Below are 19414 nucleotides of genomic sequence, written 5' to 3'. Positions count from 1 at the left end.
AAATTTGGAGTTTATCAGCATGCAAGGTATTCAGGCAAGGCTTTTAGAAAAGGGAGTTCGCATGCCCGATCCCTCACAGGTTTTCATTGCCGATGATATCCGCGAAAAACGTATCGAGAGCGGAGTCACTCTCCATCCGGGCACACGGATCTCTGGCTCTGACACACTTATTCTTCGGGGGTCCTGCCTGGGAGGGGAGGGGAGCACGGTCCTTCACAATGTCCGCACTGGCTGCCATGTACACCTGAAAGGTGGTTATTTTCAGGAGGCGGTTTTTCTTGAGGGAGCGCAGGCAGGTTCCGGAAGCCATGTCCGTGGAGGAACAATCCTTGAGGAAAGGGCATCCATTGCCCATAGCGTGGGATTGAAGCAGACCATCCTTTTTCCCTACGTTACCCTCGGAAGCCAGATAAACTTCTGCGATATTCTCATGGCAGGCGGTACAGGGCCAGACAATCACAGTGAGGTGGGCAGCAGCTACATTCATTTTAATTTTACACCCAATCAGGATAAGGCAACGGCTTCCCTGATTGGGGACGTTCCTTCGGGCGTCATGCTCAACAAGCCTCCTGTTTTTCTCGGAGGACAAGGTGGCCTGGTAGGCCCATGTCGTCTGGCCTTTGGTACGGTTGTGGCAGCAGGTACCCTGCAGCGTAAAGATGAACTTCGTGAAAACCGGTTGATTTTTGGTTCCAGCCTCAAGGCAGGGAATGTGGAAAGAGTACCGGGGAAGTATCCTGGGCTGAAGAAAATTCTGCAAAATAACTTCACTTATATAGCCAATCTTCACGCCCTCAGGGAATGGTACCGGCATGTACGTCATCAATTTCTGGATTCAACGTTTCCCTTTGAACTGTATGAAGGCCTCCTTCTTCAGGTAGAATCCGGCATTGCTGAACGAATCAAGCGTCTTATCCAATTGCGGAATAAGGTTGCCGCTTTTCACGGAGAAGAGAAGGGCATAGGCAGAGTCTGGTCGGAAAAAGCGGATACTGTCTGCGCTCTCCTTGGCCGGGATACCCGTGAAACTGAAAGTAGGAATATCATCCGTCATCGTGCGGATTTTTTACAAACAATGAAGGTAAAAGAAAGCTATCTTTCCACCCTTGCCTCCATGGATGATCAATGGAGGGAGGCGGGGAGATCATGGCTTCAGTCTCTGGTGGATGATCGGCTTCAACGGGCATGGGAAATCCTCTCCGCCCAATGATTTTCAAGGAGAAACAATGGACAACATTTTTGGCACAGACGGAATCCGTGGCCGTGTTGGCTGTCCTCCCATGGATGCCCGTAGTGTTCTTGGGCTTGGAAAAGCTTTTGGAAGCTGGCTGCGAACCCGATCAGGAATATCGGGTTCATCATCCCCCGTCGTTATCATCGGCCGTGATACCCGTTACTCCGGAGACATGCTTGCCGCATCCCTTGCCGCTGGCCTGATGGAAGCGGGGGTGCATGTTATCGATGACGGCATCCTTCCTACTCCTGCCGTGGCTCTGGCCGTCCGTGCCGGGCATGCCCATGCAGGAGCGGTTATTTCCGCATCCCATAATCCTTATCATGATAATGGTCTCAAGTTTTTCGGAAAAGGAGGCTTCAAGCTCAGCGAAAAGGAGGAAAGGGAGATTACGGACCGGCTGCACACCCCCGTGGAAACCGAGCCTTACCCCATGGGTCAAAAGCTTCTTCCCGTCAATTGTATTAGCGATTACATGGAGTTTGTTATCCGGAGTGCTGCCGGAACCCAGGCCTCCCTCAAGGATTTGCGTCTTGTTCTGGACACATCCAACGGTGCCATGTTCCGGGCTGCACCGGCCGTCTTTCAAGCCCTTGGTGCAGAGATCCATGTACTGGGCGCAGAACCCGATGGGTACAATATCAATGAAGGAGTTGGGTCACAGCATACGGAAAGGCTTTCCCATCGGGTATGTGAGGTCGGAGCCCATGCGGGTCTGGCTTTTGATGGCGACGGTGATCGGCTCATCGCCGTAGATGCTTCCGGGCACAAAATCAGCGGTGATGCGCTCCTTGCCATTTTTGCCAGAGCCGCCTTGGAAGAGGGGACTTTACATCCTCCCGTTCTGGTCAGCACGGTCATGAGTAACCTCGGCCTTGGTCAAAGCCTTGCAGAGGCAGGAATCCGGCATGAGATCACAGGGGTAGGCGATCGGCAGGTACTGGAACGCATGCAGGAACATCGGGCTCTCATTGGTGGGGAAGATTCGGGTCATATCATTTTTCTTGGCCCCCACTGTACAGGAGACGGTCTTTTTGCGGCAGTGAAACTTGCCGTGCTGTGTCTGAAGACTCCTCTGGAAAAACTGGCCTCCTGCATGAACCTTTATCCGCAGGTGCTGATCAATGTGCCTGTGAAAGAAAAAATCCCTTTGGAAACGCTGGCTCCAGTCCAAAACGAGATGGAAGCTGTGCGGAGAACACTAGGGACAGCCGGCCGTATCCTTGTGCGTTATTCGGGAACGGAATCCATGTGCCGGATAATGGTGGAAGCTCCCACCAGGGACAAAGCAGAAACTTACTGCCGAAGAATTCAGGATGCCCTCCAGGCCTGTACGGGATAACCGCAGGAAAAGGGCTTAGCGTTTCGATGTTTTATTTTTTATCCCGGAGTCATTCATGAAAAAAAATGTCATTGTCCCTATTATCCTTGCAGGCGGATCCGGATCCAGGCTGTGGCCCCTTTCCCGCCAGCTCTACCCCAAACAGCTCATTGCTCTGAACAGCTCCCGTACCATGCTGCAGGAAACCGCGTTGCGCCTTGCCAATTTATCCGAAGCTGTCAGTCCCATTGTCATATGCAATGATGATCACCGTTTTATGGTTGCAGAACAACTGCGTCAGCTCAATATCTGTCCAGAAACCATTCTGCTTGAACCGGAAGGACGCAACACGGCTCCAGCCATTGCCGTCTGCGCCATGGAAGCCGCATCCCGTCATAATGACCCACTGATTCTCGTACTTCCGGCCGATCACTTCATTGCGGATACGCAAGCATTTTTGTCTGCTGTCCGGGAAGGGGCAGGGGAGGCGGAAAAGGACAGGCTCATCACCTTTGGCATTGTACCCGATGGCCCGGAAACAGGATATGGCTATATCCAGAAAGGAGTCCCCCTTTCTTCCTGTGCCTTTGCCATTGAACGATTTGTGGAAAAACCGGATCTGGAAACGGCCACTTCCTATGTGGCTTCAGGAAATTACTTCTGGAATTCCGGCATGTTTCTTTTCAAGGCATCCACCATACTGGAAGAACTGCGCACGCTGGTTCCGGAAATACTCTCCAACTGTGAAGCGGCCCGGAGAAAGGCCGCAACGGACCTGGATTTTATCCGCCTGGATGGGCCCAGCTTTCATGCCTCTCCTTCCGATTCCATAGACTATGCCGTTATGGAGAAAACCCAAAAGGGTGCCATGATCCCCCTGAAAGCAGGGTGGAGTGATCTCGGCTCATGGGAAGCTCTCTGGCAGGTTGGGGAAAAAGATTTACAATCCAATGTCATTCATGGCGATGTACTGACCCATGATGTCCGGAACTCATTTCTCCATGCAGAAAGCCGTCTGGTGGCTGCCGTGGGCCTTGAAAATCATATAGTGGTGGAAACCCCGGACGCCGTGCTTGTTTCTCCCAGAGACAGGGTGCAGGATGTTCGTAAAATGGTGGATTACATGCGGCTCATAGGGAGGGGGGAAGCCATATCCCATCGAAGAGTCTACCGCCCCTGGGGCAGCTATGAAACCATTGCCATGGATAATCGTTTCCAGGTTAAACGGATCACCGTTAAACCGGGAGCCAAGCTTTCCGCACAAAAACATTACCATCGGGCGGAACACTGGGTTGTGGTGAGGGGAACGGCTGTGGTGCAGAGAGGTGATGAGGAAATTCTTCTCAGGGAAGACGAATCCATTTATATTCCTCTGGGTGTGACCCACAGGCTGGAAAATCCGGGGAAAATACCTCTGGATCTCATTGAGGTTCAGTCCGGGAGCTATTTGGGCGAAGACGACATCGTTCGTTTTGATGATGTGTACGGACGGGTTAAAGACCCTGACGCAAAGAACGCCACACCCTCTGCATAGGCATGCCAAACTCAGGAAGATTTTTGCATACGGAACAGGCGCTGTTCTCCTTATAGCAGGGGAACAGCGCCTGTTTTATCAGGTAGCCGTTAGGGTGCCTGCCATCTCTGGTACAATCAATCCCTGTTCCCAAAGATATGCAGCATCATAATAAAAAGGTTGATGAAATCCAGGTAAAGAGAGAGGGCACCAAAAATAGCGCCTTTTCTCAGGGTGGCGTTATCCAGATCGGCAGGCTGTGACAGTGCCATCTGCTTAATTTTCTGTGTATCCCAGGCAGCCAGTCCCACAAAAACAAATACGCCGATATAGCTGACAATCATGGTCATAGCAGGGCTACGCAGAAAAAGATTGACCACGGAGGCAATGATGATACCAATGAGTCCCATCATCAGAAAGCCACCAAAACTTGTCAGATCTTTTTTGGTCACCATGCCATAGGCACTGGCAGCGGCAAAGGTCAGGGCACAGATAAAGAATGTGGAGACAATGGACGCATTGGTATAAACTAAAAAGATCCAGGAAAGGGTGACTCCGTTGAGCGCCGCGTACAGAACAAAAAGCCCCGTGGCCGTTGAAGCGGAAAGGGACTGAATTTTACCCGCAAGCACGAACACCATTCCCAGCTGAGCAACAACAAGAATAAGAAAAAGACCGGGTGGTACCACAAACATCTCTGAAACCAGATAAGCCAGACCTCCGGTAACGGCAAGACCAATGGCCATCCAGTTGTAGACACTCTGAATAAAGCCGTTCACATGGGCGCGGGTGGCTTCATTGGGAGCAAGGATCTTTTCCATGCTTTTTTCCTCCTAAAGTATGTTTACACGTTGCATTGATTTTCCTGGCAGGAGAAAATCCCTATGGATTTTCTTTTTCAGGATCACGGAAGAACCTGAATTTCTGCAGTCTTTCAACTGGATAATATAAGAAAGGCTGGCCTTCGAATCAAGAAAAGTCGGAAAAAAGCGCTGTTTTTTTCCATATTCAAACAAAAACAGACAAAAAAAAAGACGAGAAGCAGCGAGAATAATTATTAAAAGGGAAAAAAAGGACTGGAATCAAAATTTGATGCCATTTGCTGTAAAAAAATCCTGCTGTCAAATGCGGAGGATGGAAAGCATCTGTCCTGAACTCAAAAGGCTGTACAAAACGGTGGAACGGATAAAGCAACCATTCCGTTGATATTGGTTTACATAATGCACATTATAGGTTTTATATAAAAAAGGAATATGGATGAAGAGATCCGAAACGCTTGTCAAATTTTTTAAAAAAGCATAGGATTTGCACCATTTCCGCACCTGCTTCTGCGCAAGCCTTCGGAAGTTTGAAGCCTGAGCAAAAAAAACAGAAGTGATGCTTCCTGCTGTTACCCTTAGGGAAAGGCACAACAGACTCAAATGGGGACAGATATTTTGGGAAAAGAAACCCGAAAAATCCATACCGTATCCGAACTCACTTCGGATATCCGTTCCCGTCTGGAGTCCGCCTATCCCTTTGTATGGATTACAGGTGAAGTTTCCAATCTGTCAAAACCCTCTTCCGGACACCTGTATTTTGTCCTGAAAGATCAGGAAGCACAGATAGCGGCCATTATGTTCCGGGGTCAGAACCGCCAGCTCCGTTTTCAGGTTGAAAATGGACTCAAAGCCATCGGTTTCGGACGGCTTTCCGTATACTCTCCCCGGGGCAGTTACCAGCTCATTCTGGAATATCTGGAACCTTCCGGCGCGGGCTCCCTCCAGCTGGCCTTTGAACAGCTCAAGATCCGTCTGGAGGCCGAAGGTCTGTTTGATGCTGCCTGCAAGCGAAAGCTTCCCTTTCTTCCCCTTCGCATCAGTTTAATCACCTCTCCGGATGGCGCCGCCCTCCATGACATGCTCAAGGTTTTACGCAACCGGTTTCCTGCACTCTCCATAGAAATAGCTCCGGTACGGGTTCAGGGGCAGGAAGCAGCAGGTGATATCTGTCGGGCCTTTGCACTGATTAATGAAAAGAGGGCCAGTGATATTATCATCCTGGCCCGGGGCGGCGGATCCCTTGAGGATCTGGCTGCCTTTAACAGTGAGGCTGTTGCCCGCTCCATTTTTAATTCCGAAATTCCCGTTATCACGGGAGTGGGTCATGAAACGGACTTCACCATTGCCGATTTTGTAGCTGACTACAGGGCATCGACCCCTACGGCAGCAGCGGAAGCCGCTGTTCCGCACAAAAAGGAGTTGCAATCCAGGCTTTCTGCTATGGAAAAACAGCTTACAAACGCCTTTAGAAAACAATTGGAACGGCTCAGGGAAAAAAATCGTAACCGTACGGAAAAACTGCTGCACCCCAGCCGTCATCTGGCTCTTTGTCGCATGCGCGTCGATGATACGGAACAGAAACTGATCCGGCGGTTTCAACGCCTGCTGACATGGAAAGCACGGCAGGCCTCATGGACACAGAAAGCCATCTCCCCTACCCTGTTGATACGCCGGTTGCAGAAGGACCATGAAACATTATCGACCTTGCATAAGGGGCTCCATCTTCTTCTTGAGCGTGAGTTGCATCAGCACCGCATGATCACAAAAAATCTGACCCTCCGGCTGGAAAACCTGAGTCCTTTTTCCATTCTGGACCGTGGCTATGCCGTAGCCCGTGTCCTTCCCGGGCAGACAGTTCTCAAACACACCCGAAATCTCTGCATTGGAGACAGGGTAGAAATTCTGCTGGCAAGCGGAACCGTCCACTGCCGTATTGAGGAAATAGACCATGGCTAAAAAAAGCTTTGAAGAAGCCCTTGCGCAATTACAGGGCATTGTGGAAGAACTGGAAACGGGTGATCTTCCTTTGGAAAAAGCTATCCGAAAATTTGAGGACGGCATGAAACTTTCCAAATATTGCAATGACTGTCTGGATGATGCGGAGTCCAGACTTACCAAACTCACCGAGTCAGGAGAAGAACGGCCTTTTCTGCCGTCTCCCCCTTCTGAAGAGGAATCCTTTACATGAATCCGGACCTTGCGACGTATCTGGCGCAGTGCCATCAATGGATGGAAGATGCCCTTAAGGAATGTCTTGTTCGGATGTCTTCTCCCTCCCCACGTCTTCAGGCAGCCATGTTCCATTCTCTGATGGCCGGCGGAAAGCGGCTGCGGCCCGTATTATGTATGGCTGCAGCCGAAACCATTCTGGAAAACAGGCTGGATGCCATGGAGATGTGCAGGGAGGTGGCCTGCAGCCTCGAATTGATCCACACCTATTCCCTCATCCATGACGACCTGCCGGCCATGGACAACGATGATCTTCGCAGGGGCATTCCCACATGCCACAGGGCCTTTGATGAAGGAACGGCCATACTGGCAGGAGACGCCCTCCTGACTTTTGCATTCGAATGCATGGCATCTTCGAAACACAAGCATAAAAACCCCGGACTTCTGATCGAGATCATAGGAGAAATTGCCAGATCAGCCGGTCCCCGGGGCATGGTTGCAGGACAGATGCTGGATCTTGCCTCCGAAGGCAGAAAAATAGAACGTGAGGAACTGGAAACCCTGCACAAACTGAAAACGGCTGCACTGATAGAAGTATCCGTAAAAAGTGGTGCCCTTCTGGCCGGAGCAAGCCCCCGGCAGATGCAGTCCCTTTCTCTCTATGGCAGTCTTCTGGGACTGGCTTTTCAGGTAACGGATGATCTTCTTGATGTGACAGGAGATCCTTTGGAGATGGGCAAGGCGGCAGGCTCCGATGCCCAGAGTCAGAAAGCCACCTACCCTTCCCTGCTCGGCCTGGAGGCGACACAATCCCTGGCATCGGAACTTATTCTGGGTGCGCTGGACAGCCTGAAGGATTTTGGTACGGGAGCGGATTCCCTTCGACTGCTGGCTTCCTATGTACTGGAACGCAGAAAATGAGTCTTATGCCTTTTTGTTTTGATGAAGGAGTCTGTACTTTGGCCTTACTGGATACCATCCATTCACCGGCAGACCTGAAACAACTGGATCGTTCGGATCTTCCCCGTCTTGCCAGTGAAATTCGTGCAAAAATTATTGATGTGACTTCCCGAAATGGTGGTCACCTTGCTTCCAGCCTCGGAGCAGTGGAACTGACCCTTGCCATTCACTATGTCTTTGACACTCCCAGAGACCGGCTTATATGGGATGTGGGCCATCAGTCCTATGCCCACAAACTTGTTACCGGCCGCAGTCAGGCCTTTGATACTCTAAGAAAACCCGGTGGCATTTCTGGCTTTCCCCGTATTACGGAAAGTATCTATGATGCCTTCAGCACAGGCCATTCCAGCACATCCATTTCCGCCGGGCTGGGCATGGCCCATGGAAAAAAACTTTCCGGAGACGCCCACAAGATTGTGGCCGTTATCGGAGACGGATCCATGACCGCAGGACTGGCCTATGAGGCTCTCAACCATGCAGGAGATTCCAGGGGGAACCTTCTGGTCATCCTGAATGACAATGATATGTCCATTTCACCCAATGTGGGAGCCCTGTCTTCTTTTTTAAGCCGCACATTTTCGGCCAAATACCTTCAGGACCTCCGCGCTGAATTCGGCAGATTTTTGAAGTCACTTCCTAAAATAGGCGATGATGTCTATCAGCTGGCAAAACGTACCGAAGAATCCTTCAAGGCTTTTACTACGCCCGGCATGCTCTTTGAGGCTTTTAACTTTGATTATTTTGGCCCCATCAACGGGCACAGGCTGGACCATCTGATTGACATACTGGAAAATATCAAAACCCTTGATGAGCCTGTCCTTCTCCATGTAACCACTCGAAAAGGAATGGGATATCCACCAGCCGAAAAAAATCCTACCCTTTTTCACGGTATTGCCCCCTTCGATATCCGGACAGGAATCAAGCACCCTTCCCCGCCTTCTGCTCCGGCCTATACGGATATTTTCGGACAAACCATCTGCCATATGGCAGAAGAAAATCCGGCCCTTCTGGCCATTACAGCAGCCATGCCTGAGGGAACCGGTCTTTCCGCCTTTGCAAAACAATACAAGGATCGTTTTTTTGATGTGGGTATAGCAGAACAACATGCGGTCACGTTTGCCGCTGGCCTAGCAACGGAGGGTTACCGGCCTGTGGTGGCCATCTATTCCACCTTTCTGCAGCGGGCCTATGATCAGATTATCCATGATGTCTGCCTTGACGGACATCCCGTTCTTTTCGCCATTGACCGGGCAGGATTTGTGGGTGACGATGGCCCTACTCACCATGGTCTCTTCGATATGGCTTTCCTCCGACCCATTCCCAACCTGGTGATTATGGCTCCCAGAAATGAAGCCCAGCTGGTTGCCATGCTGAAAACCGGCATAGGCCACAATGGTCCCTGTGCCATACGTTATCCCAGGGGAGCGGGCACAGGAGCGGCTGTTAACTGGGAAACGGAACCGCTGAAAATTGGCAAGGGAGAAGTTTTGCGAAATGGCAGGGATCTGACCCTTCTGGCACTGGGCCGACCTGTTCAGGAGGCCCTTTCTGCGGCGGACATATTAGCGGAAGAAGGCATTGATGCGGCCGTTGTGGATGCCAGATTCCTAAAACCCCTTGATCAGGATCTGCTCAGGGAAATAGGCTCCAGCCAAAAACCTGTGATCACACTGGAAGAAGGCGTGGCTGCGGGCGGTTTCGGCAGTTCCGTACTGGAATTTTTTGCAGAAGAAGGCCTGATTTGCCCCCTGAAACGAGTGGGAATACCGGACCGGTTCATGGCCCATGGACATCCGGATGAACTCAGAAAGGCCTGTGGCCTGGATGCCCACAGCATTGTTCAGGTAGCGCGGAATCTTTTAAAGAAAGCGGCAGCCTGATGGCCTCTGTATCAAAAAAACGGCTGGACAGCCTTATGGTGGAAAAAGGACTGGTTCAAAGCCGGGAAAGGGCCCGGGCACTGATCCTTGCTGGAAAGGTTCTGGTGAATGGTCAGCGTATGGATAAAGCCGGATTTCAACTGACATCCGATGCGGACATTCAGGCGGAAATACCGGATTTCCCCTATGTGAGCCGGGGTGCTCTGAAGCTGAAGGCTGCTCTGGACAAACTGAATATTTCTGTAAATGGAATGAATTGCATGGATGTGGGGGCTTCCACGGGAGGATTTACGGACCTTCTGCTTCGGGAAGGAGCTGCCCGGGTTTTCAGCGTGGATGTGGGATACGGTCAGCTGGCATGGAGCCTGCGACAGGATCCGCGGGTTGTTGTTCTGGAAAGAACCAATATCCGCCATCTGCCCCAGAACGCCGTTGATATCCCTCTGGATCTGATCACCATTGATACAAGTTTTATTTCTCTGCGTCTTGTCATTCCGGCCTGTCGCAGATTTCTGAAAGAAGATGCCCGTATTCTCGCCCTTGTTAAACCGCAGTTTGAAGTAGGCAAGGGAGAAGTGGGTAAAGGAGGTGTGGTCCGGGATCCTTTGCAACAGGCAAAGGTGGTCCGGGATCTTCAGGATTTTTTTATTCAGGAAGGCTTTTCCGCAGGTACTGCCATAGCCTCGCCCATACAGGGCCCCAAAGGGAATCAGGAGTTTATCCTGCCTCTCTGGACCAGGGCTGCAACACAACAGAAAGAAGAATACCCGGAATCTCAGGAACCGGCGATGCGTCCTGATCACATCAGAACTGGGGACACGCCAACTCTGCCTTCCGGTTCGCATGAGGGAGACGTTTAAACGAAAACAGCCTTTTTACTTTAGGAGGAATTGGATGAGCGAAAAAGCCAAATTCAAGCGGAATATCGCGCTGGTCGGTCATAGCGGATCTGGAAAGACGCTTCTGGCAGAACGCCTCCTCTTTGACAACGGGATTCTTTCCCGTATGGGACGAGTGGAAGACGGCAATACCGTAATGGATTTTGAACCGGAAGAAATTGCCCGCGGGGGCAGTGTATCCACTGGGCTTCACGGGCTTTCATGGAAAAAGCATGACATTCTGCTGATGGATACTCCGGGCAACGCCAACTTTTTCTCCGATACCCTCCTCTGCATACAGGCTGCCGAAACCGTTCTTCTGATTGTGGATGCCGTGGATGGCATCCGTGTGAAGACGGAAGAAGCCATGGTCAGTGCCGCAGAGCAGCAGAAACCCGTGGTCCTCTTTATCAATAAAATGGATAAGGAACGCTCTGTTTTCGAAGAAATTCTTCAGGAAGCCGAATCCCTCCTGCAAATCCGGCCCGTTACAATTCAGCTGCCAATCATGGAAAATGAACTCTGCACAGGGTATGTGGATCTGATGACTCTTCAGGCCTTTACTTCTAGCGGGGAAGGTAAAATCCAAAAAGCACCCATTCCCCCTGACCTGCAGGATCATGTGGAAACGGAACGTATGGCCCTTGTGGAAGCCATTGCCGAAGCCGATGATGATCTTCTGGAACGTTATCTGGAAGGGGAGGAACTTTCAGCAGAAGAGCTGGCAGGCGGTCTGAAAAAAGCCGTAACAAACCGGGTATTTGCTCCTGTTCTTCTGGGCTCTGCCCTTACCGGTACAGGTATGGAGTATCTTCTTGATTTTATCATTCAGTCTACCCCATGCCCATTGGATAATCCTCCCCGCATGGCCCGTAAGGGTGAGGAAGACTTTGCTGTTGCCTATGATGAAACCGCGCCTTTTGCGGGATTTGTTTTCAAAACCGTGGTGGATCCCTTTGCAGGCCTTCTCAATATCTGCAAGGTTGTTTCCGGAACCCTTGGCAAGGATGGTACCTTTCTCAATGTAAGCAAAGATGAGAAAGAACGTTACTCCCAGCTCTATGTCATGGCCGGTAAGCAGCAGAAGCCCATCGGAGAAGCAGGCCCCGGTGATATTGTAGCCTTTGCCAAACTCAAAAACACAGGCACCTTTGATTCCCTGTGTGACGAATCCCGTCCCCTGATCTTTCCCCAGGTTGCACCGTTGGCTCCCTGCATGGGTTTTGCCGCCTATGCCGCCAAAAAGGGAGATGAAGATAAAATATTTGCTTCTCTGGCAAGGCTGGCCGAGGAGGATAAGGCCATACGGCTGGAACGCAACGCAACGACCAGTGAGATTCTGGTTTATGGCGTAGGACAGGTTCACATTGAAACCATTGTGGAAAAGCTTAAGCGCAAATTCAAAGTGGATGTGGAACTGAAAACGCCAAAAATCCCCTACAAGGAAACCATTACCCGCAAGGTCCGTGTGCAGGGTCGCCATAAGAAGCAGACCGGTGGACATGGTCAGTTTGGTGACTGCTGGATTCGCTTTGAGCCCCTTCCCCGAGGGGAAGGCTTTCAGTTTGGTGATGAAATTGTGGGTGGCTCCATTCCCCGCCAGTACATCCCGGCAGTGGAAAAGGGACTCATTGAAGCCTCTTCGAAAGGAGTACTGGCCGGATTCCCCTGCGTGGATTTCAAGGCCACGGCTGATGACGGATCTTACCATGCTGTCGACTCCTCTGAAATGGCCTTTAAAATTGCGGCCTCCCTTGCCTACAAAAAGGGAATGGAAGAGGCAAAACCCGTACTTCTTGAACCCATTTACAATGTGTTTGTCAAGGCTCCCAGTGATTATATGGGAGATATCATGGGGGATCTGAACTCACGCAGAGGACGGGTCATGGGCATGGATACCGAAGGAAAGACGGGAACCATTAACGCCCAGATTCCCCTGGCAGAAATACAGAAATATGCACCGGATCTTACGTCCATGACCGGCGGACGTGGTACGTTCACATCAGAGTTTTCTCATTATGAAGAGGTACCTTCCGAGATAGCCCAAAAAATTATTGATGCGGCTAAAAAGCTTACTGAATAAGGTGGTCAGGGGGCCTACAGGCTGGCCCCCTGTCTCCGCACCACCACCCGCTTCTTTAGCAAAAGTCGGCGTAAAGCCCCTGGCTTTAGCCATGGGGAGATTCAGAGTTTTCAGGCCTTTTTCTTTACAAGATCTTTTCCCTCTGTTACGAAGCGATGGTACGTAAAAAGCCCCGTAAGAAGGTTGAACTGCTACTGCCAGCAACGGATTGTCAGCTGATCCCGTGGGGGGACGGGTTGTTGATCCGTTTTATATACCCTTAGCCGCTTTAGATTTTTCAAGGAAGGAAGTATGCGTAGAGATATCGTTCATGTGGGATCGGGGAAACTCACCTATGAAATTCGGGAAATTGTTGCCGTGGCCCATGAGCTCCGGCAGATGGGCGTTGAGATCACATGGGAAAACATTGGAGATCCCATTCAGAAGGGCGAAAAAGTTCCCCAGTGGATCAAAGACATAGTCCATGACCTTGTAAAAGACGATGTAACCTACGGGTATGTGGCAACACCCGGCGTTGAAGAAACCCGCGAATTTCTTGCGGCACAGGTAAACGAACGCGGCGGATACCAGATTTGCGCCAAAGACATTCTCTTTTTCAACGGACTTGGCGATGCCGTTGCCAAAATCTTTGGCTTTCTGAAGCGGGAAGCCCGCGTTATCGGCCCCTCACCGGCATACTCGACCCATTCTTCAGCGGAAGCGGCCCATTCCGGCTACGAGCATCTTACCTACGAGCTCGATCCGGCCAACGGCTGGATGCCCGATCTTGTGGATCTGGAAAACAAGGTCAAATACAATGACTCCATTGCCGGCATTCTTCTCATTAATCCGGATAATCCCACAGGAGCGGTGTACCCGAGAAAAGTACTGGAAGACATCGTTGATATTGCTCACCGCTATGATCTTTTTGTTATCTGTGATGAAATTTATGCCCACATTGTCTACAACGGATCCGAAACTTGTCACCTCAGTGAAGTGATCCGGGATGTTCCTGGCATGGCACTGCGTGGTATATCCAAAGAATACCCATGGCCGGGAAGCCGTTGTGGCTGGATTGAGGTCTTTAATCAGGACCGCTTTCCCATGTTTGCCACCTACATTAAAACCATACGCGATGCTAAAATGCTGGAAGTATGCTCCACCAGCCTTCCCCAGTTTTCCATCCCCAAAGTCATGGGTGATCCCCGTTACCGGGAACATCTGGACTCCCGTGCCAAAATGTTTGAGATGCGGGCCAATGAAGCCTATAATGCATTAAAGGATATCAAAGGTATCTCGGTAATTCCTGCCCATGGTGCTTTTTACATGACAGCCCTTTTTGATGAAAATGTACTCACCCCCCATCAGTCCCTTCTCATTGAAAACCCGGAAGTGCGTGCTTACGTGGAAAAAAAGGTTCAGAATGTGGAAGTTGACAAGCGGTTTGTTTATTATCTTCTGGGGGCAACGGGAATCTGTGTGGTACCCCTTACGGGATTCTGCTGCAAAAAACAGGGTTTCCGTTTCACCCTTCTGGAAACAGATGATGCAAAACGCCCCTGGATCTGGAAGACCCTGAGCGACAGCATAGAACGTTATATTGCTTCCGCATGATACACATCCGGGGCCTTTTTCCTTAATGCCCCGGTCACCTGTCTTTCCTTCCTTTTCCACAACAGCAAAAGGAGGTAACCCATGCTTCATCCTGTCTTTTCACAATATATGCAGGCTTCCATATGTCAGCAGAAAACAATGTACGGCCGCTATATAGACAGTCTTGTCATGATACAGGCGGAAATGGAAAAAAACCTTGCCCACGCCTATGCTGACTTTCACGCCATTCCCCCCGAAGTACTTGATATGATGCAGGATATGGGACTTAGAATGAATGCCTTTCGAAGCACCTATAAAAAACTGGTCAATGCCCAGTTTGACTACTGCATGGGGCTTTTCGGAGGATCATCCGGAAAGTGATAATGGAAGAAACGGAGCTTCGCAGAGTACTGACTGCTGCCATGGGTATTCTGGGCCGCCGAAGCCTCAGTCGTAAGGAACTGAAAACCGCTCTTGAAAAGAAAAAGGCATGCACTGACGTTGTGGAACGGGCCATCCAGATTTGTATGGAACGGGGCTACATAGATGAAGAGGAAAGGGCCAGACAGATTATTCAATCGGGCATTCGTTCGGGCCATGGGCCTTTACGTATCCAAAGGGATCTGGACAAAAGGGGTATCCCAGACATACTGGTACGCAAAATTCAGGGGTGCGTGTCACCAGAAAAAGAACGGGCATATCTTGCACAGACAGCCCGTAAGAAACTTGCCTCCATCCGGGAAGACAATCCCCTTAAACGAAAAGCAAAATTATATCGTTTTCTTATTTCCAGGGGATATCCATCCTCGGATGTTCTTGATTTTATGAATGAAATGGATCCGGACTAAATCTTTTTTAGGCTTCATCCCCTGGATGCTTCTGCATAAGCGCGGTGAACTTCTTCTCCAATGATGCCAATACCTCTGGCCACAAGGTCCGGAGCCTGACTGTAGTTGACCCGTATACATTCCTCGCGGTGGGGCCAGGCTTTATCGTCAGCCATACCGGGAAAAAAATAATGACCCGGAACCACAATCACACCCTTTGCCTTCAATCTTTCGTAAAGAATCTGGCTGCTTATGGGCAGATTCCGAAACCATAGCCACAGAAAAATAGCCCCTTCCGGCTTGTGAATAAAATAATCCGTTCCTTTCAGGGCTTCCTCAAACAGGGCTACGGCTTCCATGGCCCGTTTTTTATAGTAGGGCTTCACCACATCCCGGCTTAAGGGGATGATATCCCCCGTTTGAACAAGATCCATGGCCATCATGGCACCAAAGCTGCCGGTTGCAAGATTCATAATGGCGTTCATGCGGGAAAGGGCGTGAACAATTTCTTTACGGGCAATGACAATTCCCGTACGGGCGGCAGGGAGGCCCAGTTTGGAAAGGCTCATGCACATTACAATGTTGTCATTCCAGAAAGGGGATGCTTTGGTAAAAATAATGTCCGGGAAAGGGGTCCCATAGGCACAGTCCAGAATAAAAGGTATGCCTGCCTTACGGGCCATGAGATCCAGAGTATGGACCTCATCATCTGTCAGCACATTACCCGTTGGATTGGTAGGTCTGGATACGCATAGAGCGGCAATATCGTCTGTAATGACAAGTTTTTCAAAATCCACCCTGTATTTAAAATACGGCCGTTCGAGATAATCGATTTTCGGTTTCACGGCCGTAAAAAAATCCGGCACAAGCCCCGCATCTGCGTAACCAATATATTCAGGAGCCAGAGGGAGCAGAATCCTGCGCATACGACCATCCGTACCGTAACCGGCAAACATATTGAATAAAAGGAAAAAAGCAGATTGTGAACCATTGGTGAGGGCGATATTTTCCGGAGTCAGATCCCAGCCGAACTCACGATTCAGCAATGCAGCCAAGCTGGCAATGAATGCTTTTTCACCCTGTGGAGGGTCATAAATACCTGTCATACGGCGCAGTTCTTCAGGACTGTTCAGAATCCGTTCAAGACGCTGGCGCATGGCCTCTTCCACCTCCGGAATATGAGCGGGATTTCCCCCACCCATCATGGCAATGTCTCCGCCGCCTGCGAGGGCATTACCCAAGTCATCCATTAACTGCAGAATACCACTTTTGGAACTGAATTTTTCTCCGAAAGCGGAAAGACGCATCTCCCCTCCTCTGTCAACTTTCAATAAGAACCGTGAAACAGCAAAACTCCGGTATTACCTTCTGGCTGCTTATGTGTCAATGCTCATATAGGAAGATATCCGCATGCGGGAGAGGTATGATAAAGAGTCCGGGTCTTACAGAAAAGGTTCTGCAAGACCCGGACTCTCTGTCTGATTGGTCATATGGGAGATCAGTCTTTTTCGGTGAAACGAACGGACTCAGATACATCAACAGCTTCGGGAAACTCCGAAAAAGGAAACGGTTTTCGATTTTCATTCAAAGAAATATAGCGAAGAATACGATAACTCAATACGGCAAGGCGATCTGTCAGGGTACGCAGTGGCTCAAGGTGTTTCAGCGTAATGAGCACCCATACATACTGCACGCAGGATAGAAAGATCTGGATAGTCTTCAAGAACTCCAGCACAATGAAAAAAAAGACAGTGTACAGTAAGCGGATGGCCATATCTTTGCGGGCAGCAAAAAACCCCTTCACCTGATCCATAGGTTAAGCTCCTTGTGTTTTGACAGTTCCTGTTATTTGACCCGCATTCTTTTACCATGTTCTTTGCAAAAAGGCATCCATATCTGTACGGATTTTTCATGGCTGTTCAACGGGCCGGAGCCGTCAGGTATAACTGGCAGATTTCCGGCCGGAAAGCTCTTTTCTATCGGAAACGATAATCAAGCCCAAGGGAAAGAATCAGAAGATCTTTCTGGTACGTGATATCTTTCTGATCCGTCTGATCATCATAAAAGAGTCGATTTGCTCCGAACTGAAAGCCCATTTTTGAGTTAACAGCATAGCGGAAGCCCGCTGCAACACCATGGTAACGGAGTTTAGGCTGAAGAGGGAAAAGCTGCTCCATATCATCCCCCGGATGGGAATAGGAGTATCCAGCACTCAGGGTCCACTTTTCATTCATAAAATACTCCACACCCATGGCAAACTCATAGCCTTCGGAAAAATTATCTTCTTTGCCTTCCTGATTGATATCCCTGTTCCAGGCAATGGTAAGATCGGCTGCAAGCTTAAGATCCGGCCTTACCATCCAGGCAAAACCAAAGGCCGTAAGGGCCGAGAGATCCCTTCTGAAGTTTTGATCATCCCCTCCCATCATTTGGGCAAAAACATGCCCCATATCCAATTGGCCGGGTATCAGTGCCGCTCCACGGAGGGTATTGTATTCAAAATCAAGTTTTGTCTTGAACTCATGCCTGATGGAGAGATTCAGGGATTCGACGGGCCTGTAATTGATACCAATAATGGGTGCAAAACCAGTGGCTTCCGCATCCAGATCCAGAATGCTGCCCTTATCAATCTTAAATGAAAGCATACCCCGGATGACACGTCCACCTAAGGAAAGGGACAGTTTCTCTCCAATCTGATAGGCTCCACCAATGGTGAGGCCGGGGTACATCTGGGTCATGGAGGTTTTGGCACTACCCAGATTCAGGTTGTTTCCTGGGAATTGGCTGTCAAAAATATCTCCAAGGATGGTACCATTATTATAGTCCAGCGTTCCTCCCCCACCATGTACGGCAATTCCCGCAAAGGCAGACCAGTTACTGGCTTTGCGGACATAAAACAAACTGGGGTTATGGGTTGTCAGTGTGGTGGTTTCGTACTTACGGTCTCCGTAAAAATGGGTGTAATCCTTAGGCAGACTCTGGTTATGCATGGCACCATAACTGCCCTCATCCATCCAGACCGTACCGGCGGGATTGTACACCACCGCATCGGTGGAATCGGCGGAAGCCACCCTTGCCTGCATGCGGATGAACTCGGTACTCAGGTTGGTATTGTTGTCCAGCAGGGTAGCAAAAACATTCCCTGCCATTACAAAGACGATGGTAGACAAAACGGCTATTTTCACAATGGGTTTCACAACGGACCTCCTTATGGAAGGCAAAAGATGGATGAAATAAAAAAGTATCCGGCAAAACCCATGGAACATAGCAATTTCCGAACCGTTATAAGAGTTTCATTTTTTTCTTGTCACAAACAATGTCTCATGAATTGTAAGGGCTTGTTTTTTCAAGATCATTTGTGGTTTTTTATTTTGTGTACAAAAAAAATGCCTGCGCCAGTTGTCTGGGCAGACATTGATACCGGGGCATAAATGCCACGGTTTAACATACGGAAAGGCATTCAAAACCAAATCTACGGGCCTGTCCGGCACTGGACACAAATGTCCCCTGACGGACTTTTTATTCCACACAAAACCCGGGAGCATGCATCAGTCCGGAATCCCCAGCTCCCTCATTTTTCTGAAAAGTGTTTTTCTGTGTATCCCAAGACCTTCCGCTGTAATTGTTTTTTTCCAGCGATTTTTTTTCAGGGCTTTTTCAATGAAAATTTTTTCAAAGTGGTCCACCGCATCCTTGAGACTGATGGGGTTTCCCGAATAATCCGTATCCTGTATGGTAAGCGGATCCATATCCTCCATATCCGGCTGGCCGGGAAGATCAATACGATTCATGGTCACATACCGCTGAATAACATTTTGCAGTTCCCGGATGTTGCCGGGCCAGGTGTAAGCCTGAAGCATGGCCATGATATTGGGCGGTATGGAAGGTACCCGTTTATCAGCCCCATAGTATTCCATAAAATGGTAAATAAGAAGGGTAAGGTCCTCTCCCCTATCACGGAGCGGGGGGAGGTGTATGGGAATAATATTGATACGATAAAAGAAATCTTCACGCATCATGCGTTTTCTCACCAGCTCCATCAGATTCCGGTTAGTGGCACCGATAATCCGCAAATCCGGCTTATGCAGCCTGTCACTTCCCACAGGAATAAAACCTCCACCCTCTATGGCGCGCAGAAGCTTCACCTGCATATTGA

General features: G+C 49.8%; 17 protein-coding genes. 12 read left to right on the top strand and 5 right to left on the bottom strand.

The genetic code is table 11. The features are described from left to right. Positions 1-61: 61 nt before the first annotated feature. Genes OOT00_RS14130 through OOT00_RS14120 form a run of 3 tightly spaced genes read left to right on the top strand, consistent with a single transcriptional unit; the run spans position 62 to position 4089 of the window. Entirely contained in the window at positions 62-1210 is a 1149-nt protein-coding gene (locus OOT00_RS14130) for a protein GlmU (protein ID WP_265426042.1), read from the top strand. Between the two features lie 16 nt (positions 1211-1226). Continuing rightward, positions 1227-2576 (top strand): phosphoglucosamine mutase, encoded by a 1350-nt coding sequence (gene glmM / locus OOT00_RS14125; RefSeq protein ID WP_265426041.1) that lies wholly within the window; start codon positions 1227-1229, stop codon positions 2574-2576. Between the two features lie 55 nt (positions 2577-2631). Next, the gene (locus tag OOT00_RS14120; RefSeq protein ID WP_265426040.1) at positions 2632-4089 is read left to right on the top strand and encodes a mannose-1-phosphate guanylyltransferase/mannose-6-phosphate isomerase; all 1458 of its coding nucleotides are present in this window, start codon (positions 2632-2634) and stop codon (positions 4087-4089) included. 116 nt (positions 4090-4205) lie between these two features. Here the strand turns inward: OOT00_RS14120 and OOT00_RS14115 are convergent, their stop codons facing one another. Next, complete coding sequence (locus tag OOT00_RS14115; RefSeq protein ID WP_265426039.1) at positions 4206-4889, bottom strand: Bax inhibitor-1/YccA family protein; 684 nt, start codon at positions 4887-4889, stop codon at positions 4206-4208. A gap of 615 nt (positions 4890-5504) precedes the next feature. Here OOT00_RS14115 and xseA point away from each other — a divergent pair. From xseA to OOT00_RS14070, 9 genes are all read left to right on the top strand, one after another. Next, entirely contained in the window at positions 5505-6845 is a 1341-nt protein-coding gene (xseA, locus tag OOT00_RS14110; RefSeq protein ID WP_265426038.1) for an exodeoxyribonuclease VII large subunit, read from the top strand. Further along, entirely contained in the window at positions 6838-7077 is a 240-nt protein-coding gene (gene xseB / locus OOT00_RS14105) for an exodeoxyribonuclease VII small subunit (RefSeq protein WP_265426037.1), read from the top strand. The genes xseA and xseB overlap by 8 nt, the downstream gene beginning before the upstream one ends. Next, the gene (locus tag OOT00_RS14100) at positions 7074-7979 is read left to right on the top strand and encodes a polyprenyl synthetase family protein (protein ID WP_265426036.1); all 906 of its coding nucleotides are present in this window, start codon (positions 7074-7076) and stop codon (positions 7977-7979) included. Before xseB ends, OOT00_RS14100 begins: the two co-directional genes overlap by 4 nt. Positions 7980-8017: 38 nt before the next feature. Next, a complete protein-coding gene (gene dxs, locus OOT00_RS14095; protein WP_265426035.1) occupies positions 8018-9898 on the top strand; it encodes a 1-deoxy-D-xylulose-5-phosphate synthase in 1881 nt (626 codons plus the stop codon). After that, positions 9898-10758, top strand: coding sequence for a TlyA family RNA methyltransferase (locus OOT00_RS14090; protein ID WP_265426034.1), 861 nt, complete (start codon positions 9898-9900; stop codon positions 10756-10758). Before dxs ends, OOT00_RS14090 begins: the two co-directional genes overlap by 1 nt. A gap of 34 nt (positions 10759-10792) precedes the next feature. Next, positions 10793-12859, top strand: a complete 2067-nt coding sequence (gene fusA / locus OOT00_RS14085) for an elongation factor G (protein ID WP_265426033.1) — start codon at positions 10793-10795, stop codon at positions 12857-12859. Positions 12860-13150: 291 nt separating this feature from the next. Further along, positions 13151-14452 carry a pyridoxal phosphate-dependent aminotransferase gene (locus tag OOT00_RS14080; RefSeq protein WP_265426032.1) on the top strand — a complete coding sequence of 434 codons (1302 nt, stop codon included), beginning with the start codon at positions 13151-13153 and terminating at the stop codon, positions 14450-14452. An 81-nt stretch (positions 14453-14533) separates the two neighbouring features. Next, positions 14534-14812 (top strand): hypothetical protein, encoded by a 279-nt coding sequence (locus OOT00_RS14075; RefSeq protein WP_265426031.1) that lies wholly within the window; start codon positions 14534-14536, stop codon positions 14810-14812. 2 nt (positions 14813-14814) lie between these two features. Further along, positions 14815-15279: a regulatory protein RecX gene (locus OOT00_RS14070; RefSeq protein WP_265426030.1), complete on the top strand. Its 465-nt coding sequence runs from the start codon at positions 14815-14817 to the stop codon at positions 15277-15279. Between the two features lie 14 nt (positions 15280-15293). Here the strand turns inward: OOT00_RS14070 and OOT00_RS14065 are convergent, their stop codons facing one another. The 4 genes from OOT00_RS14065 to OOT00_RS14050 all read right to left on the bottom strand — a co-directional run. Beyond that, positions 15294-16565: a valine--pyruvate transaminase gene (locus OOT00_RS14065; protein WP_265426029.1), complete on the bottom strand. Its 1272-nt coding sequence runs from the start codon at positions 16563-16565 to the stop codon at positions 15294-15296. Between the two features lie 191 nt (positions 16566-16756). Next, complete coding sequence (locus tag OOT00_RS14060; RefSeq protein ID WP_265426028.1) at positions 16757-17071, bottom strand: DUF4389 domain-containing protein; 315 nt, start codon at positions 17069-17071, stop codon at positions 16757-16759. Between the two features lie 163 nt (positions 17072-17234). Continuing rightward, the gene (locus tag OOT00_RS14055) at positions 17235-18455 is read right to left on the bottom strand and encodes an OmpP1/FadL family transporter (protein ID WP_265426027.1); all 1221 of its coding nucleotides are present in this window, start codon (positions 18453-18455) and stop codon (positions 17235-17237) included. A 351-nt stretch (positions 18456-18806) separates the two neighbouring features. Then, positions 18807-19414: AAA-type ATPase lid domain-containing protein (locus OOT00_RS14050; protein WP_265426025.1), on the bottom strand; the 608-nt coding region annotated here is incomplete at its 5' end.

Source organism: Desulfobotulus pelophilus (genome assembly GCF_026155325.1).
Classification (GTDB): Bacteria; Desulfobacterota; Desulfobacteria; order Desulfobacterales; family ASO4-4; genus Desulfobotulus; species Desulfobotulus pelophilus.
The sequence above is the reverse complement of the archived record's forward strand: the minus strand, read 5'-3'. Positions and strand labels throughout refer to the sequence as shown.